Here is a 24845-nt window from a genome sequence, read left to right as displayed (position 1 = left end):
TATATATTCTCACAAGAAATTACTTTTCTTTACTTTCAGAAAATTTAATTCTGGTTTCGTCTTCACATCAATATTTACGTTAAAAAAAGTAACATCTAAGCTTTTGGCTTATTAAATATGAAGGGGTGTTTTTTAGTGGATGTAAAATTCATGGAGATGGCTGTTCGGCTTGCATATGAAAATGTAATCGCAAAGAACGGAGGTCCTTTTGGTGCTATAATCGTAAAAGATGGCAAAGTCGTAGGAAAAGGATGTAATAATGTGACAACAGCCAACGATCCTACAGCTCACGCCGAAGTACAGGCGATTCGTGATGCATGCAGGAATCTCGACACCTTCCAGCTTTCAGATTGTGAAATATACACTAGCTGCGAACCTTGCCCCATGTGCATTGGTGCCATTTATTGGGCACGTGCTAATGCCATTTATTACGCATGTACGAAAGAAGACGCTGCACACATCGGCTTTGATGATCACTTTATCTACCAAGAACTTGCACTGCCAATGGAAAAGCGCAAAATAAAAATGGAACAAATGTCATTTAATGACCACGATTTACCATTCCGAACATGGGAAACCAATACTGAAAAAGTGAAATATTAACCGGTTTTATTTTTGCCAAAGGGGTTACGATATGAAAAAAAACTTGCTTAAAAGGAGAATAGACGTTGCTGCAGGGAGAATGCCTGCGGATTGCGTCATTAAGAACGGGAAAATCATAGATGTTTTCAATGGTGATATTTATACAGGCGACATTGCTATCATCGATGGTTTTTTTGCCGGAATTGGGCGTTATGAGGGTATTTCAGAAATCGATGCAGCAGGAAAATTCGTATCCCCTTCATTCATTGATGGCCATGTCCATATTGAATCATCGATGGTCAGGCCTTCTGAGCTGGCAAAAATCCTCCTTTTACATGGGGTGACCAGCATTATTGCAGATCCACATGAGATTGCCAATGTTTCTGGCAAAAAGGGCATGGAATATATGATCGAACAATCCGATCAAATTCCGTTCGACTTTTACTTCATGATGCCCTCTTGTGTACCTGCTACGGAGTTTGAACATTCTGGTGCTGTCTTAAGAAGTGAAGATTTAATTCCGTTTTATCAAAACCCGAGAGTGCTCGGTTTAGCCGAAGTCATGAATTTCCCGGCCGTTTCACATTTGGAGGAGGATATGCTGCAAAAAATATACGATGCTAATAGATTAGGCAAAAGCATCGATGGTCATGCGGCAGGATTATCCGAACAACAGCTCGATGTTTATATGTGTGCAGGCATTAAAACGGATCATGAATGCACTACAGCGGAAGAGGCAAAAGAAAGACTGCGTAAAGGAATGTATCTTATGATCAGGGAAGGCACCGTTGCCAAAGACTTAATAAACCTGATTCCAGTTATTAATGAGAAGAACTCCCGCCGTTGTTTATTCGTCACCGATGACCGGCACCTTGACGATATTGTATCTGAGGGTAGTATCGATCACAACGTTCGACTTTCCATAAAAACAGGTGTCCCGCCAATTACCGCCATTCAAATGGCGACCATTAATGCAGCAGAATGCTTTGGCTTAAAGGAACATGGTGCTATAGCACCTGGATACAAGGCAGACTTCCTTCTATTAGATGAACTTGATTCAGTCATCATCCACTCGGTCTTTAAAGAGGGAAAGCTTATGGTGCAGAATAATCGTTTATTTAACTTTCCAGATGTATTGGAACAGGTTATTGACGACGGATTGAAGCACTCCGTTCAATTTCATGAAATAACGGAGAAGGATTTGGCGATACCTTTTAGAAATAAGTTCGCTAATATTATTGAGATAACTCCAAACAGCTTGATTACAAAACATTCGATTGAACCGGTTACACTTAATCATGATGGTCTATTCCAGTTCTCCGAACATGTTGATCATATAAAACTTGCTGTTATTGAACGGCATCATATGACCAAACATGTAGGTCTTGGAATCGTCAAAGGGCTCGGTTTGAAATCAGGCGCAATTGCCACTACAGTAGCCCATGATTCACATAATTTGATTATTGCCGGCACGAATGACCAGGATATACTAATGGCAGCAAAGGAAATCAAAAAGATGCAGGGGGGATTGGCCGTAATCCAAAATGGGGACATACTCGCTTCCCTGCCCCTTCCAATAGCTGGATTGATGAGTGAATGCAATTATATGGATGTGGTTCATTCATTGAAACGAATCGATGAATCCCTATTGAAACTCGGTGCAAACCAGCATTTCAACCCCTTCCTTACACTTGCATTCTTGGCGTTACCTGTCATCCCCGAAATTAAACTGACGGATCAGGGTTTATTTTCCGTTTCTGAGTTTAGGCATATTCCAATCGAAGCATCAAAGCCAGTCGATAAAATTTGACCCCCTAGTCGGGGTTTTTTTCTTCTCACCCCAGTAATTTCTATATGAATCAGGTTCCAAATCGACTTAAACTGGGAAAAGGATATAATGGGTATCATCTATGTTAAAATAAAATTAAACACAAATCTTTCTTGGAGGAGATAAATATGGCAAAACATGATCAACAAACCATAATTGGATACATAGGAACTTACTCAAAAGGAAATAGCAAAGGTATTTACCGCTTCACTTTAGATACAACAGAAGGAAAACTCAGTACACCGGTACTTGCAGCTGAATTAACCGATCCGACTTATATCGCCATAAGCCAGGACAAGAAGAATCTATACGCCATTTTAAAAGAAGCGGGTAGTGGTGGTGTTTCAGCCTACTCGATTAATGAAGATTCAGGTGAGCTTACCTACTTGGGCAAACAACTAACACCCAATGGTTCTTCCTGCCATATAAGTGTCGACAGCAAGAAACAGGTATTGGTCACATCCAGTTATGGAGAAGGCGTGATTGAATCATATCCGCTTCATGACGATGCGACCCCTTTGTCCGTTTCATCCACTGTTCAGCATGAGGGTCAAGGACCTAATGAAGAACGTCAGGAAAAAGCGCACACTCACTTCGCCGGGTTCACACCGGATGAAAGGTTCATTGCTGCAGTCGACCTCGGAATAGATAAAGTAATAACCTATAAAATAGATAATGGGGTTTTGGAAGAAGTAAACAGCTTATCTGTTGCTCCCGGCAGCGGACCACGGCATTTGACCTTCCATCCAAACGGAAAATTTGCGTATGTTATGGCAGAGCTTGTACCAGAAGTCATTGTTTTGACCTTCGATAGTCAAGCCGGGAGCTTTTCTGAAGTACAAACGGTTCGGTCCGTCCCGGAAGATTTCAAGGAAAATAACCAAGGAAGCGCCATCCATGTTTCTGATGACGGGCAATTCGTATATGCCGCAAACCGCGGACATGATAGTATAGCCGTTTACCAAATCAATCAAGAAACAGGCAAACTGGCATTTGTGGAACTGGTCAATTCCGAAGGGCATTGGCCACGTGATTTTTCATTAGACCCTAGCGGAAAATTCCTGATCGCTTCCAATGAACAATCAGGAAACCTGACACTATATGCACGGAATGAACAGGACGGAAAATTAACATTATTGCAAAAAGATGTTCAAGTTCCCTTCCCTGTTTGTGTGAAATTCCTTTAGATCTCTCATAAAAAAGGATTGAAGCTTTTACCACAGCTTCAATCCTTTTTTATAAATCCTTCTTTAACTCCATTTCTCCGCCATTTCGGGGAAATCTATAAATGGGTTTCGATTACCCTGAATCTCATGTATAGCCAGGTTTCTATGTTTTTCATAAGTGCTGACCGGAAAAAGCCGGTGCCACTCCATAAGCAGGGCCAGGTTAATTTTGCCGCTATCGATGATTCCCTCATATCTAAGTAAAAAATACATGGTAGCCCTCGCTACGATGCCTTTGCCGTATTCAGGTTCGAATTTACCTTCGTCTGATTTCCCGCAACCCGCTTTTATTCCGGCAGCCGATGCTTCTGGGATATAATCCTCAAAATCATGGTATGGATTGTTACCCCGGCTACTGTTACAAGTTGGTTCGCAGGCGAACAGATGGTGCAAATCCCCCCTCATCGGTTCTTTTTTATTGAACCATGATTGAGGTACAACATGTTCACAATTAACGAGCATGTTCTCCCTCTCCGTTGATTCAATCCCTTTTGACAACACTTCAAGTATACGGATATCTTCCTCAATGACTTCCACAGGATCCATTCCTTTACCGGAATATAGACTTTTCAGCTTGCCATTTTCCTGTAGGTCAACCCAAGGGTAAACATAACGATGTGGTGAGTAGTTCAGCTGGTTTTTATGGGTTGCTACTAGTAGTTTCTTCAATCCTTCTCGGTCCAAGGAACCATCTTGATAATATACTCGCTTAAGTTCCTGATCTTTGATTTCATCGTAGTATTCGCGGTTTTCATTGAAGTTCACAAGCGCAGCCATTGCCATTTCCCGTTCTTTTTCAAGTATTTCAAAACTATTCTTCATCCACTCATCCCCCCCGATTCTATTAAAAACCTAACTTTTACCATAATTTAAGTTTAATAGAAATCCATTGAGAAAAAAAGGTGCTTTAGAAGTGTCTAACGAAGAATTTCTATAAAATGGGTAAGGATTTTCGCTGTCATTCCCCAGATTACTCGATCATTATATAAGTAAAAATATTCTTCCATTTGTTTTGGCTGCCATTTATAATTCTCCCCGCCAACGATTAAATCTTGGGGGAAGTTTTCATGTGGTTCTATTTTATATTTCACATGATAGATCTCTGGCGGTTTTTCCATGAAAAAGGAAAGCGGTACACTAAAAATGGTTTCTACCTCAGCTGGATTAGGTATTATCCGTTGATGGTTACGAACAAATCCTGCATAGGGATATACAATCATCCCAAAAGGGGATACCAAATAATCAATTGGAAAGACATTATAGATATCTTCTTTTTTTAAACCTAGTTCCTCATGTGTTTCCCTTAGGGCAGCCGATTGTTCATCATGGTCCAACTTGTCTATTTTCCCGCCTGGAAAACAAATATCCCCCGGCTGCCTCCTTAGTGTGTGTGAGCGCTCTTCAAAAAGAACATGTACTCCATCTTCTTTTTCTATAAGCGGTACCAATACAGCATACTTTGAAAAATTCTCACTACCTAAAATTTCAGGGTTATGTAATATGAGTTTTTTTGTTATATCTTCATTTTTCATGTCCCACACCTCTTCTGACGTTAATATTGACAATATGAAATTGGTATTTTCAACCACTCATTATCATTCCATTTTCAAACATCCTCGATAACTAAGCAAGGAAAACGATTCCACAATGTTCCCTTTAATTCGTCATATCTCTCTTATTCTCTGTATCTGTAATTTCATATAGCCTTTTTATATCTATGTAATGGAATTAAATCTATATTTAGCCTATGGGACAAGCTAATTTATGTATGGACAAATTACAGACTTTTAGTGGTTTATTCCGCTTTATACTCGGACCTTTAACTATAAATAAAAGCACCGTTCAATATTTCTGAACAGTGCTAAAACTAAACGCAGCATCCTCATTTAAAAGGAAATCTTCCTGCTATTTAAATACTGGATTTTCAGAAAACGTATTTCAAGGCCACCTATTTTATTCTGGAGTTTTTTTATTATAGTTCTGTTAGTGTTCGCTTTACAGTCGTTACGATGAATAAGAAATCCTCTTCGGTGATACTTAATGGGGGAGCAAGTGTCAGGACATTATTGAAGCCTGCTACTGTATCACCATTTTTACCTATGATCAGCCCTTTTTCTTTGCATGACGTAATCACTTTATTGATTTTAGAAAGATCGATCGGTCGTTTTGTCTGTTTATCTTCCACTAGTTCAATCCCTATCAACAAACCTTTCCCACGTACATCCCCAACATTAGGATGAGATTTGATTTCTTCAAACTCCTGCAGAAAACGAAGCCCTAAGTCTTTAGACCGTTCTATTAGTTTTTCATTTTCATATATTTCAATATTCTTTAAAGCAAGGGCACAGGAAGCTGGATTGCCACCAAATGTATTTACATGTCGAAAGCGATCATATTCATCTGAACCAATGTACGCTTCATAAACTTCTCGTTTGACGGCTGTAGCGGATAATGGCAGGTAAGCGCTAGTGATTCCTTTAGCCATTGTTACGATGTCCGGTTTTACATCATAATTCATAAATCCGAATTTCTTTCCAGTACGGCCAAACCCGCAAATGACCTCATCCGAAATGAGAAGGACACCATTTTTCTCACAAATTTCTTTTACCCGTTTCATATATCCATCAGGTGGCATCAGGATCCCGCCTCCAGTGATGATCGGTTCCATGATTACCGCGGCCACCGTTTCTCCCAACTCCCACGTAATGGTACGGTCAATTTCCGCCGCACTTTTTTCACCGCTTTCATCCTCTGGATTTCGGTATGAATCCGGCGGTGATACATGAAGAAACCCAGGGGCGAGTGGTTCATATTTAAACTTTCGTTGTGCCTGCCCGGTAGCTGCCAGTGCCCCCATTGAATTGCCATGATAACCTCGATAACGGGAAATGAATTTATAACGTCCATGTTCACCTTTTTGCTGATGGTACTGCCGAGCAATTTTAAAAGCTGTCTCATTTGCTTCTGAACCGCTGTTAGAGAAGAAAATCACATAATCCCCACCCAGCCATTCATTTAACTTCTCTGCTAGCTTAATAGCCGGAATGTGGCTGTTCGTTAAAGGGGCATATGGAAGCTCTTTCAACTGCTCGTAGGCTGCTTCGGCCAACTCCGTGCGACCATATCCTACGTTGACACACCATAAACCTGACATCCCATCTAGGAAACGATTCCCATCAACATCCGTAATCCATGCTCCTTGCCCTTTTTGGACCACCATTGTCCCAGGGTTTGGTTCAGCCCCTTTCATATGATGCCATACATATTTGCCATCCATCGTTTTAAGATCCTGACCCTGTTTTTCAACCGGCATATGCCACACTCCTCCTATAATAGTGAATAAAGGTATAAAGGAAGGCCGACCACAAATTGCGTCGACCCCTTTTTCCTATCAGTATCTTGCCGTTAACATTTTCTTTCTAGTGTAAAATTCCACGCCGTCCTTCCCATTGGCATGAAGGTCTCCATAAAATGAACTTTTATAGCCGGAAAAAGGAAAGAATGCCATAGGGGCGGGTACGCCAAGGTTAACACCAAGCATCCCTGCATCAATTTCTTCACGAAATTCCCGGATGGCTTTTGCACTATCCGAATAGAGGCAGGCACCATTGGCAAATTCGGATTGATTGGTCAAATCGATTGCTTCTTCAAGCGTATTAACCCTTACTATGGATAAAACAGGGGCAAAAATTTCATCCTTCCATATTTTCATGTTAGTTTTTACATGATCAAATAATGTCGGTCCAACATAATAGCCATTTTCCTGATCGCCTTCATTCCTGCCATCACGAAGGAGAACAGCTCCTTCTTTTTCCCCGATTTCAATATATTGTTCTGTTCTCTTTTTATGAGTATCACGGATCACAGGGCCCAAGAAAACGTCCTTATCCATTCCATTACCAATCTTGATGTCATCGGCTGCAGCCTTTAATCTCTCAACGAGCAAATCTCCCACTTCTCCCACCGCAACAACCACCGACGCGGCCATGCAACGCTCGCCTGCTGATCCGAAGGCGGCATTCGTTATGTTCGTTACCGCATTATCCAAATCCGCATCAGGCATGACGATTGAATGATTTTTCGCTCCTGATAAAGCCTGGACACGTTTTTTATTGGCAGCTGCCGTTTTGTATACATACTCTGCTACAGGCTGGGATCCAACAAATGATATCGCTTTAATGTCTTCATGCTCCAAAATCCCATTCACGACATCGTGGGCACCATGGACAATATTGACAACACCATCCGGTATGCCGGCTTCCGTCAGTAATTCTACAAGGCGGTTAGCTAAGAGCGGTGTCCGTTCTGAAGGTTTTAAGATAAACGTATTTCCACAGGCTATGGCAAGCGGGAACATCCAACAGGGAACCATCATTGGGAAATTAAATGGCGTAATCCCTGCAACGACACCCATTGGATAACGATACATGCCAGATTCAATTCCAGGGGATATATCAGGAAGCTGACTGCCCATCATCAAGGTAGGCGCACCTGCAGCGAATTCCACGCATTCAATACCACGTTGAACCTCACCATATGCTTCCGTATAACTTTTTCCATTTTCGATCGTGACCAGCTTTGCAAGTTCATCCCAATGTTCTATCAATAATTGCTGGTAACGGAATAAGAAGCGCGCTCTTTTTGGCACGGCCACCTTTTTCCATTCTTTATACGCCTTTTTAGCAACCTGCACCGCCTGGTCGACATCATCCTTTGTGGAAAGGGGTACGATTGCCAAAGCTTCTCCTGTTGCCGGATTAGGCACTTCTTCATGTTTCGATGTTGTGGAATTCACCCACTTGCCACCGATATAATTTTTCAACGTTTCTACATCATTGATAACTGTCATTAAAGAAACCCTCCATTTCAACACAATTTCATAGTTTTATTATATTTTTCAAACGGGCTTTTTACATTAGACGTTTTGTATAGTTTTTGATTCAATATTTGCACATATTGTTTGATTTCGATTTTCCTATATTCATATAATCATGAAAAGAAATTACCCCTGTCAATACTCATGTAAAATCCGCTTTTAACCTTTTACTTTCCCTTTAATCAGCAGGCTTTCAAATCATCATTTAATAATGGAGTATAACTTTAGATCCTCATGCTTCCCTTTAACAAACATCCCTTTCCTTATGATTCCCTCAAAAGACATTCCAGCCTTTTGCATGACTCGCTCCGAACCCAAATTCCCTACGAAGCAGCGTGCTTGTATTCGGACAAGGTTCATATTATCGAAACCAAATTCGATTATCTTTTTGGCTGCCTCCGTCATCAAGCCCTTCCCCCAATATTCTGGTGCCAGCACATACCCAATTTCAGCTCTATGATGATCAGCCTGCCATGAAACAAAGTCAATAGTACCAATCAACTTACCACTTTCCTTGTATTGTATTCCCCATGGAGCGATTTTCTTATCCTCATAATTCTGTAATACAAATCGGATAAAATCCCTTGTATCACATAGGGAACGATGGGCTTCCCATGTGACGAAACGGGAAACATCACTATTCGATGCATAAGCGAACATGTCTTCGGCATCATTCATGGTGACTTTCCTCATAACTAAACGTTTTGATTCTATAGTAGGCAGCTGTCCATATATATCTTTCACGTTCATGATTACACCCCATTCCATTAATTATTTGTATTATAGCAAGATTGTAAAGCAATCACTGTTCCCAATTGAAATTTTATTGTAACTTATATAAATCAGAAAATTAGCCAAGGGCATGTTCATGCCAAGAAAACTCATAAAAAGCCATAACTTGAATGGACCTTTATTACAGAGAGTTAAAAAATTGGTACCTGAGTGGACTATGATCTCCTGAAGATCTCCGGAAATTTGGAAGGATCATATAAGATCGCAGGCTGGAAAAAGGAAATGTCTGAATCAATTGACACAAGCGAAATAAAAGGATCCAGACATGAAGTTCCGGAGTGAATGCTTTACCCCTGGAAAGCTTAGAACAAAAGAATGTGCAGATTACAACTGCAAATGGCGTCCATGCCTACCCCCATTCCAGAAACCATTTTTCTTGTTAATGCTTGCCTTATAAGCAACAGCAGAAAAGGCTTGGCATCACGCAAATAAGAAGCAGGAAATTCATGAAAAGACCATCGGAATCATCGGTGTTGAAAAAGTCGGAAAAGAAACCGCTGAAATTGCAAGGCTTTTGCCATGACCGCATTAAGAATGCACCGGTAAATCTGAAGAATTTGTCGATGAGATGTTCACACAAAAAAAATTTAATGCCTTCTTCCTGGGTGCGATTATATTGGCGTGACATTCCGACTGACCCCGGAAACACGGAATATGTTCGGGAAAAACGAATTCCAACTAATGAAACCCTTCGTTTTTCATTTATTTAGGCAGAGGAAATATCGTAATTCAAGACGAATTGCTTCAAGACCTTAAGGACAAAGATATTGCCGGTGCCTAACTTGATGTGTTTGAAATGGAGCCACTTCCAGAGAGTATCCCATTATGGGAAATGTCATCCGGAAATACGGAATTTTTACGACCAACGGCTTATTCAGTATTTTCATGCCAAATTTAATGAACTATCTTAATGGTAAAAAACCCTTCAACAAATTTACTTGATTACAAAAAAAGGTATTAACAATTTTTTAACATCTGTGCATTATAAATAATCTTGCTTTGTTTGCTTGCAGATTCCGACATTATCTGTTATATTTAAAAAGAATTATTTTTGTTCGGGAAGATTGATAAGTGAAACACTTTTCGTCTAATGATTGAGCAAGGGTAGTAACACAATGTGTGGATTCACACTAGGAGGCAACAACAATGGAACAAGGTAAAGTAAAATGGTTTAACGCAGAAAAAGGATTTGGCTTCATCGAACGCGAAAACGGAGACGATGTATTCGTACATTTCTCAGCTATCCAAAGCGAAGGATTCAAATCATTAGACGAAGGTCAAGAAGTTACTTTTGAAGTTGAGCAAGGTCAACGTGGACCCCAAGCTACTAACGTTCAAAAAGCATAATTTTAAATACAATATATAACGGACTCTACTTGTAGAGTCTGTTTTTTTTGATTGAATCGCAATAATTAAAAAACCCCTATTCACAGTGAATAGGGGAACATGAAACAAGTTTAGTAAATGGTAAACACAGTATAACACACTAAGAAACGAAACCCTAATTTATCCGAAAAGTAAAAATTATCACGCACTTTCCTAGGCTTTGACCCTACCATTCATTTCTTATCCACTTCATATGTTCGATCCGTTCCCCAAGGATAAAACGGGGGCATATCTGAGCTGCTTTTCATTTTGAAATCAGCTTTCCTTTTTTCCAGGAAGGCTTCGATCCCTTCTTGTGCATCCGCTTGTTTTCCGGTCCAATGAATCATTTTCGATTCTATTTTATGTGATTCAACAGGATGGTTTGCACCGAGCATGCTCCACATTAACTGGCGGGATAACGTCACCGAGACGGATGATGTATTTTCCGCAATGTCTGCTGCAATTTCCATTGCAGCAGACATCAATTCATCCGGCTCGACGATCTTATTTACCAATCTTCCCTCATATGCTTCACTGGCCGAAATCATTCTGCCGGTAAAAATCCATTCGGAAGCTTTACCCATTCCGACAAGCCTAGGTAAGAACCAACCGCTGCATGCTTCCATCGTTATCCCTCTCCTCGCAAATACAAAACCCATTTTTGCATCTGTTGAAGCGATTCTAATGTCCATAGGCAAAGTCATTGTTATCCCAATCCCAACTGCCGCTCCATTAATGGCTGCTATCATGGGTTTCTTCATCTCAAAAATCCGTAATGACAACATCCCCCCTGCATCGCGGTATTCAACCAAAGGGGTGTGATCCATAAAGGTTTCTGCACCTTTCTCCAAATCCATTCCAGCACAATAAGCATCCCCAGCGCCAGTTAAAATTACGGCTCGTACGTCATCATTTTCATCCGCTTCATCTAAAGCAAGAATCATCTCCTCACACATCTTTTCATTGAAAGCATTCATTCTTTCAGGACGATTAAGAGTAATTATCATGACACGATCGACGATTTCACTAGTTATCGTGGAATACAATATCAATCCCTCCTTCTCTCACAAATTGGTACAAGAAACAATTATTTAATTTTACATATAATTACATTTTATATCTTTTATTTTCAGATTCCTAGTTATTTATTTTGACATACTGATAAAATAATTTATTCTTCAAGATACCACTTATATCAAAAAATATTTTACATAAATATGTAAAAAAAACCAGTCGCAAACGCAACTGGTTTTTTTGTTTACCAATATAAATGACAAGCTACGAAATGTCCCGGTTTTTGTTCTTTCCATTCAGGTGCTGTACTGGAGCATATCTCCATCGCTTTAGGGCAGCGAGTCCGGAATACACAGCCGCTCGGCGGATTTATCGGACTTGGTACATCGCCTTTAAGTACAACTCTTTCCCGTTTAATAGTGGGATCCGGAATCGGTACTGCAGAAAGCAAGGCTTGCGTATATGGATGTAGCGGATCTTTCGTTAAAGAATCACTATCCGAAAGTTCCATCATCCTTCCAAGGTACATGACTAAAATGCGATCTGAAATATACTTGACCATCGATAAATCATGCGCGATGAATAAATAGGTCAAGCCCATTTCTTTTTGTAGCTCTTTTAATAAGTTAACCACTTGAGCTTGTATCGAAACATCCAGGGCAGAAATCGGTTCATCACAAACGATGAATTTAGGATTTAAAGCCAAAGCCCTTGCAATTCCAATACGCTGGCGTTGACCACCGCTGAATTCATGCGGAAAACGGGTGATATGTTCTGGACTTAAACCAACCAGCTTTAATAGGTCTTCCACCCTTTTTCTTCTCTCTTTACCTTTTGATATCCCATGAATGGCAAGTGGTTCCCCAATCAATTCCTCCACCTTCATCCTTGGGTTCAAGGAAGCGTATGGATCTTGGAAAATCATTTGTATTTCACGGCGGATATGGGACATTTCCCCCGGTTTGTAATCGAAAATATTTTTCCCCTGAAAAAGAACTTCGCCATCTGTCGGTTCATATAACCTCGTGATTGTACGCCCTGCAGTCGATTTACCACAACCGCTTTCACCAACAAGACCGACAGTTTCCCCCGGATAGATTTTGAGATCCAAACCATCTACCGCTTTCAGCGTCTGAGAACCAACGGGAAAATACTTCTTCAGATTCTTTATTTCAACAAGAGGAGAATTTTCGTTGACTGTCTTTTCTTTTACTAACTTATTTTTTAGTGAAACCATTGGTTCTCCTCCTTTATACATTAGTCGGTGCTTGTACCTGTGTTGCCTTTGCCATTGGATGGTGCAGCCAGCATGCAGCTGTCTGACCCTCTTTCACTGCTTCAAGTTCCGGATCATGGTCTTTGCACACTTTCATTGCGGATTCACATCTTGGATAAAATGGGCATCCTTTTGGCGGATCCAATAAATCCGGTGGTGAACCGATAATGGGAACCAACGGAGCCGTTTTTTCCATATCCAGCCTTGGCACCGTTTTAAGCAGGCCCCTTGTATATGGATGCTGTGGGTTTGAAAATATAGCTTCTACTGTACCCGTCTCCACAACCTTGCCTGCATACATGACGACTACCCGTTCACAAGTTTCCGCAACCACACCTAAATCATGAGTGATTAAAATGATGGAAGTATCCATTCTACGTTGGATATCTTTCATCAGTTCCAAAATTTGCGCTTGTATCGTTACATCCAATGCCGTTGTAGGTTCATCCGCAATTAGCAATTTCGGTTCACAAGCTAGGGCCATTGCTATCATTGCCCTTTGGCGCATACCACCTGAAAACTCATGTGGATATTGTTGCATCCTTTTTTCCGGCTGAGGAATACCTACCAGTTTAAGCGTTTCCAACGCCCGTTCATATGCATCTTTTCGGGACATATTTTTATTATGCTTTAAAATACCCTCCATGATTTGGCTGCCAATTTTTGTCGTTGGATTGAGCGAAGTCATTGGATCCTGAAAAATCATGCTGATTTCATTTCCGCGAATCTTCTGCATTTCCTTTTCACTCATTTTAATAAGATCTTTACCGCCAAAGTTTATTGACCCTTTTCCATACTCTGCTGGAGGTGTTTCCAATAATCTCATGATGGATTTCGCAGTAACACTTTTGCCGCATCCGGACTCTCCAACAATGGCAACGGCTTCCCCTTTTTTCACTTCAAAGTTCACGCCGCGAACTGCTTGCACTTTTCCTGCATAAGTATGGAAGGTGATGTGTAAATCGTTGACTTCTAATAGGTTCTCCATCATCGTCCCTCCTATTCTAGTAATATCAAATCTTTATGTTAGGACTCTTTTATTTCCGCAGTTTTGGATCTAGGGCATCCTGCAGTCCGTCACCAGCCACATTGAACGCGAACATTGTTAAGGAAATCAATATTGCCGGGATTAAAAGTTGATAGAAGTTTCCCACCAAAATGCTTCCCAGTGCATCACTTGTCAATGTTCCCCAGCTTGCTTGAGGCGCTGGCACTCCTAGTCCCAAAAAGCTTAGTGTAGCTTCGGCAAAAATCGCAGTGGGTACAGTCAACGTTAAATTGACCAGGATCGGTCCCATTGTATTTGGAATCATGTGTTTTCTTAAAGTCCAGCTCGTATTGGCTCCAGAGATGGTTGCTGCATGGATATATTCATTCTCTTTAAGTTGCAAGACCTGCCCCCTTACTAGTCGCGCCATGGGAATCCACCCTGTAATCGACATCGCAATGATGATCGGCAGAATACCAGGTTTTAATACGACCATCATTAAGATAACCATCAATAGGTAAGGGATTGCATAGATCACTTCAGCAAACCGCATCATAATATTATCTGTGCGTCCGCCACGAATGGCTGAAATCCCGCCATAAAGGACACCAATCAAGAAGTCAATCAGCGCAGCCATCAATCCAATGAACAATGATATCCTCGCACCATACCAAGCTCGCGTAAATAAATCCCTTCCTGAAGAATCCGTTCCAAACCAATGCTCGGCATTTGGACTAAGATTCTTTTTCTCGAAATCTTGTCCATAATAAGTATACCCGTTAATATATGGACCAAAAATCGCCAGTAAGACCAAAAGGATAATAAGCACGAATCCCGTCATTGCCAGCTTATTTTCTTTAAAACGACGCCAGACGTCAGACCAATATGAAACTGTTGGTCTGGCAATTTTTTCAGCTTCCTTAAAGTTTCCTTCAGCGGGTTGGAACATATCTTCGGTTAAATGCACTTTATCTGCCATTATCTCTTCTCCCCCGTCACTTTAATTCTTGGATCAATCAACGTGTAGGCTATATCAACGATGAATATCAATAGAATAAGCACTGCACTATACACAATTGTGGAACCAAGAATGACCGGGTAGTCTCGGTTGGATATTCCCTTAACGAACATATCTCCCATGCCCGGAATACCAAAAATACGTTCAATGATGAAGCTTCCTGTAACGATATTAGCCGTCAGGATACCTAGAATCGTGATAATCGGCAATAACGCATTCCGAATAGCATGTTTGATTATGACACCGCTCCGTTTTAATCCTTTGGCCTTTGCAGTCAAAATGTAATCCTGTCCCATTACTTCAAGCATGCTTGTCCGCATCAATCTGGCGATGAAAGCAAGAGGCATCATTGACAGGGCAATGGATGGTAAAATGGTATGCTGCCATGTCGCCCACGTAGCAACAGGGAATATATGCCATTTTATTGCGAAATAATTGATTAAAATAGTCGCCAAGATAAAGTTCGGAACAGAGATCCCTACGATGGCAATGACCATTGATAAATAGTCGGGCCATTTATTTCTTTTCAGTGAAGCCACTACACCCAAAATTAGCCCAAAGAAGATGGCAATCACCAATGCTTGTGCCCCTAAGTGCAACGACACTGGAAATCCCTTCAAAATGTAATCATTCACAGAAATGGATGAGGATTTCAATGATGGACCAAAATCGAATTGAACGACTTCCAATAAATAATTCCCATATTGGGTCAATAACGGCTTGTCCAATCCATAGTGGACTTGAAGGTTTTCATAAACTGCAGGAGGCATTGCTCCTTCTTTCGCAAATGGATTTCCCGGAATCGTATGCATTATGATGAACGTTAATGTAATAACCGCCCATAAAGTAATAAACGCCCATTTAAAACGGTTTAATGTATATCTCAACATGGTAATCACCCCAATCATCGATTTTCTAAGGAGTTGAAAACGGAAATGAATTCATGAAATATTCAAATTCGCAATTGAAAAATGGGGTATGTCCTTAATCGGACATACCTCCCATTTCACTTTTTTCCTTCTCTTATTTTTTATCCGCGTAAATAAAGTTCGGATAAGCATTAATCGGTGCATAAACTCCAGTAACATTCGCTTTAACCATATATGGTTTTGTGTAGAAGTACACCGGAAGGATTGGCATATCTTCAATCAGAACTTCCTCTGCTTTATGTAAAGCAGCCATGCGTTCTTTTGGTTCCATCGTAGATTTTGCCTTATTTAATAAATTATCATATTCTTTGTTGGACCAACCTGCATCATTATAGGCACCGTCTGTTTCCCAAAGCATGAAGGTCATTGGGTCAACATAGTCACCAACCCACCCGGCACGGGAAATTTCAAAGTCGCCAGCTTTTTCACGGTCAAGCTTAACTTGGAATTCAGCATTTTCAAGTGTCACTTCAACCCCTAGGTTATCGCGCCACATTCCTTGAACGGCTTCAGCGATTTTCTTATGGGAATCTAATGTATTATACAAAATTGAAAAATTAGGTAATTCTTTCATACCTTCTTCAGCAAGACCTTCTTTTAACAATTTCTTGGCTTCGGCAACATCTTCCTTAAACAAGTCACCTGTATTCTCCTGGAAATCTCCAGATGCATCAGGAATACCCGGAGGGATTACTCCAAATGCAGGCTTTTGACCACCCTGAGCAACATTTTCCGTAATTTTTTTACGTTCGATCGCCATTGATAGCGCTTTCCTTACTTTTGCATTATTGAAAGGTTTTACTTTCGTATTAAAGTTGTAATAGTAAACAGCAAGTTCTGCGCCATTTTTGAATTCTTTGTCTCCAGAATTAACCAATTGCCCTTGCACGTCCACCGGCAGTGGATAAGCGATGTCCAATTCGCCACTCTGATACATTTGCCATGCAGTATTTTCATCTTCAATTAGAGCAAAATTAACAGCATCCAATTTGATTTTGTCTTTATCATAGTAATTTTCATTCTTTTCGATTTTTAGGCTTTCTTTATGTTTCCACTCCGTTAACTTGAACGGACCGTTTGATACATGTGTTTTGGCATCCAAAGCCCATTTCGGATTTTCTTCCTGTACCTTTTTATCGATCGGGTAGAAAGTATAGAAAGAAGTCAAATCAAGAAAATATGGTGTAGGCTGTTCCAATGTAACCTCTAACGTAAGGTCATCCGTTGCCTTTACTCCTACATCCTCTTCCTTGCCTTTTTTACTGTTGTAAGCTTCCCCGCCTTTAAGATAATAAAGCTGGTAAGCATAATCAGCAGCAGTTTCTGGTTTCAAAGCATATTTCCAAGCATATTCGAAGTCATTAGCTGTAAGCGGGTCTCCATTTGACCATTTCAAACCATCTTTCAATTTAAATGTCCATTTTAATCCATCTTCACTGATATCCCATTTTTCTGCAGCACCAGGGACGATTTTGCCTTCTTCTGTTTTCTTGGTCAATCCTTCAAACGTATGTTCAAGGATCCATGATTCATGAGTACCTTGGGCATTGGCAGGGTGAAGCGAACCAGGTTCACTTGAGTTGTTTACGTTTAATACTTTTGATTTGGTTGAGTCACCCGAGCCACCTTCTTTTTCATCATTCGAGGTTTCCTTCGAACCGCCGTTGCATGCCGCAAGTATAAGCATGATGGCCATAAGAAGGGCAAGCACTGAAAATTTAGACTTTTTCAAAAAATATTCCCCCTATCTTTAATCTTTCTTCGAATATTCCCATTTAAGAGATTATCCTTATACCACCCATTAATTCTTGGTATAGTACATTCTGAATATCAGCGAGGAAAGTTAGAAGCATTCATTGCAGGAATTCACCGAAAACAACTAGCGAACCGTTTGCATAAACCTGTGAATCTTCCTAAAAAAACCAATTAATGCAGTTTACTAGTTAAAAATCACCCTCTTTCCAACCTCGCTAAGGGTACTATGCCTCGAATTAAAGATGTTGAATTTTAAGTATATTACGAATAAACCGAAAAATCAATAAACCGGTGAGTACTTTTTCACAACATAGTAATTATTTGCTAATCAATTCGATCTAGATAATAGGTAAAAAGAATGGAAAACCCTAATAAATATAAAATGACTACCGACATCTTGTGGTTTTTCCACACTCTCTAATTCCAGTATCCATATATGTTCGCTCGTCTTATGGTGATATCATTTCCCTAATATTCAAATAATTAAAAGGGAATCGATTGCTAAGAGCACTTTCCTGCAAACCGATTCCAGTTAAATGATAAATTTTAGTAGAATAATACATCCACTAAAAAAAATATCGAGTTCTTTTAAATCTCATTCCACATAATGGGTAATCACTTTTGGGGAATAGCAATATTTTAATGGTTCTCAACTAAATTCACTATTCAAATCCCATATCATATCGATTGGTACAATTATGGCCCTTACACCATCTCATTTATGATTAAATAAATATAATGACACGAAAAGTAAACATATGCCTGCAACCTTTTTCGTATCCAATGGGATGCGAACCCCGCCAAATAAACCGAAATGGTCAATGACGGCCCCAATCAGTATCTGGCCTGCGATAACCCCAACCAATGCAGGGGCCACTCCAATCTGAGGGATAACCAATATTATAACAATGACATAAACAGCCCCTAGAAGGCCGCCTATCAATTGCCATTTAGGTACAGTCGCAATGGCAGAAATATTTCCGTTTCCTGCAAACAAAACAATAAATAATAAAGCGAGTGTGCCGATTGCAAACGAAATGAATGAGGCTTCAATGATCCCTACTTTTTTTCCTAATCCACCATTGATTTGTCCTTGGATGGCAATGGTAATGCCACCTAGGACCGCAAGCAACGGAAATAATATCTTCACAATGATTACGCTCCTTTTTATGTCCATCCGGACTGATTAATGAATCCCTTTTCTAATTTTAGCATGAAAAATATGTATATTGTCCCTGATTGATCTAAAATGATCTATAAGTGGAGAAACATTCTTTAAATTAAAAAACTGGCACTATTGGCCAGCTGCTATCTAATATCATCTTTTTTGAAAATGAATCCTAAACGCTTTGCTGTTGTAACTGACTATATTCTGTGCTTAACAAGGAAAATACCAGGGCATCATGCGATTGCTTCCGAAGAAATATATAACTTCTAAGAATTCCTTCCTCTTTAAAACCAAATTTCTTCAATAGGTTTCTGGATGCAAAATTATCCTTGAAAGTTAATGCGGCCATTCTGTTTAGTTTCAATTCTCCAAATGAATAGCGTAATACCTCGTTGACAGCCTCGGACGTAAAGCGTTTCCTCCAATATTCAGGGTGGATTTCATACCCGATTTCAGCTCGTTTGTTGGCAAGGCTCAATTGATTCAGGCCAACTGTACCAATGAATTCACCTGAATCTTTCACAACAACTCCCCACCGTATCCCCCGTTTATTTATATAAGCACTTTTAAAAGAGTCGATTAAACGGCGGGCATCTTCAACATGAGTTAAACTTTCTATCCCATCATATTTGGTCACTTCATCTTTAGACAAAATATCAAACAGACTCTTAGAATGCTGTTGACCTATTTCGATTAACTGCAGCCTTTCTGTTTCCAATTCCCTAAAACCCATCGAAGAATCCCCCCGTATATATTCAGCTGTCTACTAATTCTATTCCTGAAGAAGAGATACCTGTCTTAAAGAACAATACTTTTTGTTGAACTACCCGCCACTTATCGACCTTACGGTCTGATTGAAGTGGGGGATTCCTAAGAACATTAGCCTATCGGCCAATTTTTAATTAGGCTATCCCCTTAGTTCCTGCGGTTAGAAGCCTTATGGCTTCATTCATTAGATTGAGTCCTGCATTAATATCTCGATCGTGGTGAGAGGAACAAGAAGGACAATCCCATTCACGAAGATTCAGATGTTTAACGTCTTTATTTTGGTACCCACAGCCAGAACACAATTGGCTAGAAGCAAACGTTTTAGATACGGTCACGATTTGTTTACCATACCATTTTGCTTAGTATTCCAACATTTTTTTGAATTGGTACCAAGCTACTTCACTAATCGCTTTAGCTAGTTTGTGATCTTTCATCATATTGGACACTTGCAAGTCTTCCATTCCAATAACACCGTGGTTTTTGATGATTTCGGTTGAGACTTTATGTAAGTAATCCATTCGAACATTTGAAATTTTTTCGTATAGGATGGCCACTTTTCGTTTTTGTTTTTGATAGTTTTTGGCTTCAGCCAATGGTTTATTTTGATTCAAGGCTATTTCTTGTCGCCTTGAAAGAATCCGTTGTGCTTTGACCATTTTTTTTCGACCAACCGGAAGAATTTTAGGTTTTGATAGACCGTACCATCTGAAAGAATCGCAAAGCACTTCAAACCAAGATCTACACCGCACGAACGATTCGTTTTAGGAAGTACTTGTACATTGGTTTCCGCTAAAACGGAAAAGAAATATTTACCCGAAGGGCTCCACCTGATTGTGGCATTGATGATTCGCCCTTCGACCTCGCGGCTTTTAGCAAAACGAACGAGACCGAGTTTGGGCAATTTAATTTGGTTTCCAATCATTCCGATATTTCCATTCGTATGTTTAGTCGTGTAGGATTGGACCGGATTCTTTTTCGATTTGAAGCGTGGTGACTTGTTTTGTTTTTTATAATATCGACTATAGGAATCTGCTAAATTTTCGACTGATTTCTGTAAGGCTATACTGTCTACTTCTTTTAGGAAAGAATACTCTTTCTTTAAAGCTGGAAGTTCTTTGATTGTTGCGTATATACTCACAAAAGAGCCTTTCCATTCATTAGAGGGTAATTGGCCGTTTTGCTTCATTTCTTCACAGATATACCAGTAAGCATCTTTGTCATTTTGTTTGCTTAAAAAGAAGTTATAGACAAAACGAGAGCAGCCAAACGTTTTATTGATAAGAACTAATTGTTCTTTCGTTGGATAGATTCGAAATTTATAAGCCTTGTTTACAACCATTGATTTCACCCCCTTATTGTTATTATCAATCAGAGAACGTACGTTTGCCAAAAGAATACTTTGGCTTAGGCCAACCGCCATTCATCTCCCCCTTACCGTTGGGCTCTCGCCCTTCACCCGCTTGAAGAGGGAGTCTTCTGGCGGCAAATGATAAACTCCTTTCCTTAACACACAATGGCGTGTCCTTATATCCGTCCTTTATAATTAAAACCCGGATGAATTCGTTAAAGAATGACACTGAAGACAGTCCGGGTTCCCTCATACTCTAATAAGAAATAACATTTATGCTGATCAGGATACATTCCTGTTGTCCGTATACCACCATGGGTCCCGCCATAGATAACGACCCGATTCATTAAAGCCACATATTTTAATCCCGTCGTCATTTTTTCTCTTATAAATAAGTCCGTGCCGTTTCCCAAATCATCCTATCATCAAGTCATTTGATTTGTTGCGATGGAAATGAACTGAGAATAACAGCATTTTATCCTTAACTTCTTCCTGGGCTTCACACCCATTTGCAAAATTGATCACAGTGCAAGTTCATAAGGATTGATTTCCGCATCATTCCCCTCTAACAGTGCTCTTGATTTGAAAACAAAAACTTGTCTTAAATCTCTTTTTCAGGATAATATTCAACAGGAAAATATCCCCTGTATATTTAATATCTATCCTTCCAGATACCTTCCAGGCCTTAAAATCCATAAAGTTCAATCCTAAGGGAAATTATTATCATTTCCATCATTATTATAATTCCTTCCATATATATGCTTATCGTTTTGATGTCCATATTATTTAGCATGAAAAACTTAGCCCGCAAACGAAAAATGATTCTTTTTTTACATGGAATAATTCTTCCCATCTATCAAAAAGCCCTATGATTTTGGTTTACTGAAAACACTTTCAGGTCATATGGACCCTCATCATGCATGTTCCCATTCGCTACCTTTTGCCTATTCCAATAAAGAATGGGAATGACCTAATTTTACATACAACAATTTTTATAGGATACTAGACTTCCAATCCAGATATTCTACTAGGAGGAAACAAAATGAAGAAAATCATCCTTTTATCAGCACTTTCTCTATCCCTATTATCTCCAGCAGTTGCTCAGGGAGCAAATACTTACGTGGTAGCAAAAGGGGATACCCTAACGAATATTGCATCTGAATACGAAGTCAGCCTTTCCGAAATACTTAAAACGAACACTGGTATAAACAATTCAAATCAAATTCAAGCAGGACAAATCATAAATCTTCCTTCAACCATCTACACAACTAATCAAGAAAAAGGTCAGTCAGTTGAACAGCAGGTTCTTAGTTTAGTTAACGAAGAACGTTCAAAATCGGGCCTCCCTTCCCTTGAAATGGATACCGCCGTTTCCAACATTGCAAATATGAAATCTGAAGATATGCGTGATAAGAATTATTTCAATCACACAAGCCCAAGTTATGGATCGCCCTTCGATATGATGAAATCCTTTGGGATCAGCTACAAATACGCAGGGGAAAATATCGCAGCAGGTCAACCTAGTGCAGATGCTGTCATGAAATCTTGGATGAACAGTCCTGGACACAAGGCAAACATACTCAACAAGAACTATACCCATATTGGAATTGGGCATGCGACAGGAGGGAAATACTCCCACTATTGGACCCAGCAATTCATTGGAAATTGAAATCGTAAGAGGCGGCAGATTGCCGCCTCTTTTTTATCCTTATCTTCAATTCCAAATCTAGGGCTTTCCCTCATCCGTTATATGAACCTATTCACCATGAATATGAACTCTCGGCAAAAAGGTAGAGGGATCTTTCTCACTTTAAATGGAAAAGACGTCATGCAGTTTGATCGCTTCAATAAAAAATCGTACGTCATTTCTTTTTTTGTTGGACGGATATACAGGAAAAACACTTAAAGTAGTTATATCATACTATTTTTCAATTATTTTACTGATAAAAATAAAATTATGTTAAAATAGAATTCTAGACATAGGTATAAAGGGGCAATTGCAATGAAAATAGAGGTTGGCTCTGTTATCAACGAATTACGAATCAAACAAAACCTTACAAGAGAAGAACTGGCAAAGGATATATGTGAACCTAATACCCTGTTAGATTATGAAAGGAGCATCACTTCTCCGACAATTGATGAATTGGCACTTTTTGCGGATAAACTTAAAGTTGACCTGCCGTATTTCTTCACTACCAAAAATGAACCAATATATAATTACATAGAAACCATTAAACTTTTGATAAACAAATATAAACGCACACGTAATTTTGAAGCAATCTATGAAATAGTCCAAAAAGAAATGGCAACGGCACCGGAAAAATCGATATCATTTTATCAATTCTTGAAATGGCATGAAGGTATATCTCTTTTTTACTTGTACAATGACAAACAAAAGGCTATAGACTTATTGAATGAGGCCATTCAGATTACAATGGGGAAACGTGTCATTCTTCATCAACAGGAGATAGAAGTTTTAAATAGTATCGGAATCATCCATTTTAAAACGAAAAATTATGAAGAGGCCATCACCATCTTCAATGAAGCATTGGAATTCATCGAGAATATTCCCCATGTGAATCAAGAAGGTACCATTGTCGTGAAGATTATTCATGGATTAGCACAGACTTTGTCTAAACTTCATTACTATCAGGAATCGCTAAATTATACCCTTAAAGGGATCAACATTTGTAATTCGACAGAATCATTATATTTATATGCAGAACTCCATCTTTTAACTGGTATGAATCTGATTCATCTTCAGCAACCTGACGAAGGACTACAATATATAAATAAATCCAAGAGCATTTTCAGACTTCAAAAAAACGAAGAAACCATACAAATCGTCGACGATGAACTGGAAAGCATTTTACAATGCTTGTGAACTTCAATTGATAGAAAGAGATAGAGAGTGCTTTTTCAAAGCAATCTCTATCTTTTTTTATAGAATTGTTCGATTTTAATGGAAAAAGCTTTAAACTATTTGGTTTTATGGTTATCCTCGTCCACAACCAGCATGTATCATGCAGCTCATTCTGAAATTCCTTCACTTATCAATTCGATTTTTGGGAATGCCTAAAAAAAATGCATCACACTTCCAATCGCCATCCTATGTCAGCTATAATAGATGAATGTAACCCAACTGGAGGAAAAAAAATTGTCTAATAGAATAGGTTTAGTGCTAGACGTAGAAACAACTGGTTTACGTCCCTCTTCTGATGAAATTATCGAGCTTGCCCTTATACTGTTTACCTATAGCAGTGAAACCGGGGAAATTATTAATCTTATTGATCAAGAATCATTTTTAAGGGAGCCTCTCTCCTATCAAGCAAGAATGAATTATAATCAAGCATACAGAATTCATGGAATTCCATATAGCACTGTGGAAGGAAAAAGTTTTCACGATGAAAAAATTAAATCCTTAATAGCCCGCACTGATTCGATTTTCGCACATAATGCTTCTTTCGATAGAAGTTTTCTCTACCAAATGTATCCAGAAATCAATGATCAAAAGTGGTTCTGTACGATGCGGAATGTTCCTTGGAAGCAATACGGGTTTGAGAATAGTAAACTCTTAACATTACTGCAGGCACATAATATTACCAATTTCCAAACACACAGGGCTCTAGACGATATTTCTTACCTAATGGAACTTATGAGGAAACCTGGTCCTTCTGGTCTTCCTTATTTAAAAGATGTCATTGCTAAAAATCCGATGAAGAAATATGCACCTGCTTCTCAAAAGACAAGGGTATAGGGTTTATAATTTCCCCCCCTGTACAAGTGATCACCATAGTTTTGTCACTTTAAACGTTTTTTTACATATTTCCCTTTCCATGTGAACAGCAGTAAATCTACGGGTGTGATTAACGGGGGCTTTTTTTCACGCCTTTCTTAAAAGAGCTTGGC

Annotated in this window: 23 protein-coding genes and 1 pseudogene; 8 read left to right on the top strand and 16 right to left on the bottom strand. The window is 39.5% G+C overall.

What is annotated here, in order from left to right:
- The first annotated feature begins 117 nt into the window (after positions 1 to 117).
- The 3 genes from ACQKKK_RS10360 to ACQKKK_RS10350 all read left to right on the top strand — a co-directional run bounded on the left by ACQKKK_RS10360 (position 118) and on the right by ACQKKK_RS10350 (position 3597).
- The gene (locus ACQKKK_RS10360) at positions 118 to 603 is read left to right on the top strand and encodes a nucleoside deaminase (protein ID WP_427616071.1); all 486 of its coding nucleotides are present in this window, start codon (positions 118 to 120) and stop codon (positions 601 to 603) included.
- A gap of 31 nt (positions 604 to 634) precedes the next feature.
- Positions 635 to 2392: an adenine deaminase gene (gene ade, locus ACQKKK_RS10355; protein WP_427616070.1), complete on the top strand. Its 1758-nt coding sequence runs from the start codon at positions 635 to 637 to the stop codon at positions 2390 to 2392.
- Between the two features lie 146 nt (positions 2393 to 2538).
- A complete protein-coding gene (locus ACQKKK_RS10350; RefSeq protein WP_427616069.1) occupies positions 2539 to 3597 on the top strand; it encodes a lactonase family protein in 1059 nt (352 codons plus the stop codon).
- Between the two features lie 63 nt (positions 3598 to 3660).
- Here the strand turns inward: ACQKKK_RS10350 and ACQKKK_RS10345 are convergent, their stop codons facing one another.
- From ACQKKK_RS10345 to ACQKKK_RS10325, 5 genes are all read right to left on the bottom strand, one after another.
- A complete protein-coding gene (locus tag ACQKKK_RS10345; RefSeq protein ID WP_427616068.1) occupies positions 3661 to 4458 on the bottom strand; it encodes an endonuclease I family protein in 798 nt (265 codons plus the stop codon).
- A 95-nt stretch (positions 4459 to 4553) separates the two neighbouring features.
- On the bottom strand, positions 4554 to 5168 hold the full coding sequence (locus ACQKKK_RS10340) for an NUDIX hydrolase (protein ID WP_427616067.1): 615 nt from the start codon (positions 5166 to 5168) through the stop codon (positions 4554 to 4556).
- A 440-nt stretch (positions 5169 to 5608) separates the two neighbouring features.
- Positions 5609 to 6949, bottom strand: a complete 1341-nt coding sequence (locus ACQKKK_RS10335; RefSeq protein ID WP_427616066.1) for an aspartate aminotransferase family protein — start codon at positions 6947 to 6949, stop codon at positions 5609 to 5611.
- Between the two features lie 78 nt (positions 6950 to 7027).
- Positions 7028 to 8485 (bottom strand): CoA-acylating methylmalonate-semialdehyde dehydrogenase, encoded by a 1458-nt coding sequence (locus tag ACQKKK_RS10330; protein ID WP_427616065.1) that lies wholly within the window; start codon positions 8483 to 8485, stop codon positions 7028 to 7030.
- A gap of 228 nt (positions 8486 to 8713) precedes the next feature.
- On the bottom strand, positions 8714 to 9262 hold the full coding sequence (locus tag ACQKKK_RS10325) for a GNAT family N-acetyltransferase (RefSeq protein ID WP_427616064.1): 549 nt from the start codon (positions 9260 to 9262) through the stop codon (positions 8714 to 8716).
- Between the two features lie 488 nt (positions 9263 to 9750).
- Between ACQKKK_RS10325 and ACQKKK_RS10320 the strand changes: the two genes are divergently transcribed.
- Positions 9751 to 10014, top strand: coding sequence for a hypothetical protein (locus tag ACQKKK_RS10320; RefSeq protein WP_427616063.1), 264 nt, complete (start codon positions 9751 to 9753; stop codon positions 10012 to 10014).
- A gap of 436 nt (positions 10015 to 10450) precedes the next feature.
- Positions 10451 to 10651, top strand: coding sequence for a cold-shock protein (locus ACQKKK_RS10315; protein WP_029714163.1), 201 nt, complete (start codon positions 10451 to 10453; stop codon positions 10649 to 10651).
- 212 nt (positions 10652 to 10863) lie between these two features.
- Here ACQKKK_RS10315 and ACQKKK_RS10310 read toward each other — a convergent pair whose 3' ends face one another.
- The 11 genes and pseudogenes from ACQKKK_RS10310 to ACQKKK_RS10260 form a co-directional block, all read right to left on the bottom strand.
- On the bottom strand, positions 10864 to 11718 hold the full coding sequence (locus ACQKKK_RS10310) for a crotonase/enoyl-CoA hydratase family protein (protein WP_427616062.1): 855 nt from the start codon (positions 11716 to 11718) through the stop codon (positions 10864 to 10866).
- Between the two features lie 212 nt (positions 11719 to 11930).
- The gene (locus ACQKKK_RS10305) at positions 11931 to 12923 is read right to left on the bottom strand and encodes an ABC transporter ATP-binding protein (RefSeq protein ID WP_427616061.1); all 993 of its coding nucleotides are present in this window, start codon (positions 12921 to 12923) and stop codon (positions 11931 to 11933) included.
- A gap of 13 nt (positions 12924 to 12936) precedes the next feature.
- On the bottom strand, positions 12937 to 13950 hold the full coding sequence (locus tag ACQKKK_RS10300; protein ID WP_427616212.1) for an ABC transporter ATP-binding protein: 1014 nt from the start codon (positions 13948 to 13950) through the stop codon (positions 12937 to 12939).
- A gap of 49 nt (positions 13951 to 13999) precedes the next feature.
- Positions 14000 to 14929, bottom strand: coding sequence for an ABC transporter permease (locus tag ACQKKK_RS10295; protein ID WP_376109882.1), 930 nt, complete (start codon positions 14927 to 14929; stop codon positions 14000 to 14002).
- Positions 14929 to 15858, bottom strand: coding sequence for an ABC transporter permease (locus tag ACQKKK_RS10290; protein ID WP_427616060.1), 930 nt, complete (start codon positions 15856 to 15858; stop codon positions 14929 to 14931). Before ACQKKK_RS10290 ends, ACQKKK_RS10295 begins: the two co-directional genes overlap by 1 nt.
- A gap of 133 nt (positions 15859 to 15991) precedes the next feature.
- On the bottom strand, positions 15992 to 17629 hold the full coding sequence (locus ACQKKK_RS10285; RefSeq protein WP_427616059.1) for a peptide ABC transporter substrate-binding protein: 1638 nt from the start codon (positions 17627 to 17629) through the stop codon (positions 15992 to 15994).
- 738 nt (positions 17630 to 18367) lie between these two features.
- On the bottom strand, positions 18368 to 18802 hold the full coding sequence (locus tag ACQKKK_RS10280; protein ID WP_427616057.1) for a DMT family transporter: 435 nt from the start codon (positions 18800 to 18802) through the stop codon (positions 18368 to 18370).
- Positions 18803 to 18992: 190 nt separating this feature from the next.
- Positions 18993 to 19553, bottom strand: coding sequence for a GNAT family N-acetyltransferase (locus tag ACQKKK_RS10275; protein ID WP_427616056.1), 561 nt, complete (start codon positions 19551 to 19553; stop codon positions 18993 to 18995).
- Positions 19554 to 19722: 169 nt separating this feature from the next.
- On the bottom strand, positions 19723 to 19923 hold the full coding sequence (locus tag ACQKKK_RS10270; protein WP_427616055.1) for a zinc ribbon domain-containing protein: 201 nt from the start codon (positions 19921 to 19923) through the stop codon (positions 19723 to 19725).
- Between the two features lie 24 nt (positions 19924 to 19947).
- Positions 19948 to 20927: pseudogene (locus tag ACQKKK_RS10265) on the bottom strand (RNA-guided endonuclease TnpB family protein).
- Between the two features lie 224 nt (positions 20928 to 21151).
- Positions 21152 to 21313, bottom strand: coding sequence for a hypothetical protein (locus tag ACQKKK_RS10260; RefSeq protein ID WP_427616053.1), 162 nt, complete (start codon positions 21311 to 21313; stop codon positions 21152 to 21154).
- Between the two features lie 665 nt (positions 21314 to 21978).
- Here ACQKKK_RS10260 and ACQKKK_RS10255 point away from each other — a divergent pair.
- The 3 genes from ACQKKK_RS10255 to ACQKKK_RS10245 all read left to right on the top strand — a co-directional run bounded on the left by ACQKKK_RS10255 (position 21979) and on the right by ACQKKK_RS10245 (position 24693).
- Entirely contained in the window at positions 21979 to 22605 is a 627-nt protein-coding gene (locus tag ACQKKK_RS10255) for a CAP domain-containing protein (RefSeq protein ID WP_427616052.1), read from the top strand.
- 333 nt (positions 22606 to 22938) lie between these two features.
- Positions 22939 to 23820 (top strand): helix-turn-helix domain-containing protein, encoded by an 882-nt coding sequence (locus ACQKKK_RS10250; protein WP_427616051.1) that lies wholly within the window; start codon positions 22939 to 22941, stop codon positions 23818 to 23820.
- Between the two features lie 273 nt (positions 23821 to 24093).
- Positions 24094 to 24693 carry an exonuclease domain-containing protein gene (locus ACQKKK_RS10245; RefSeq protein WP_427616050.1) on the top strand — a complete coding sequence of 200 codons (600 nt, stop codon included), beginning with the start codon at positions 24094 to 24096 and terminating at the stop codon, positions 24691 to 24693.
- The last annotated feature ends 152 nt before the right edge of the window (positions 24694 to 24845 follow it).

The organism is Peribacillus sp. NPDC006672 (genome assembly GCF_050274955.1).
GTDB lineage: Bacteria > Bacillota > Bacilli > Bacillales > DSM-1321 > Peribacillus.
This window is presented reverse-complemented; position numbering and strand designations above follow the sequence as displayed.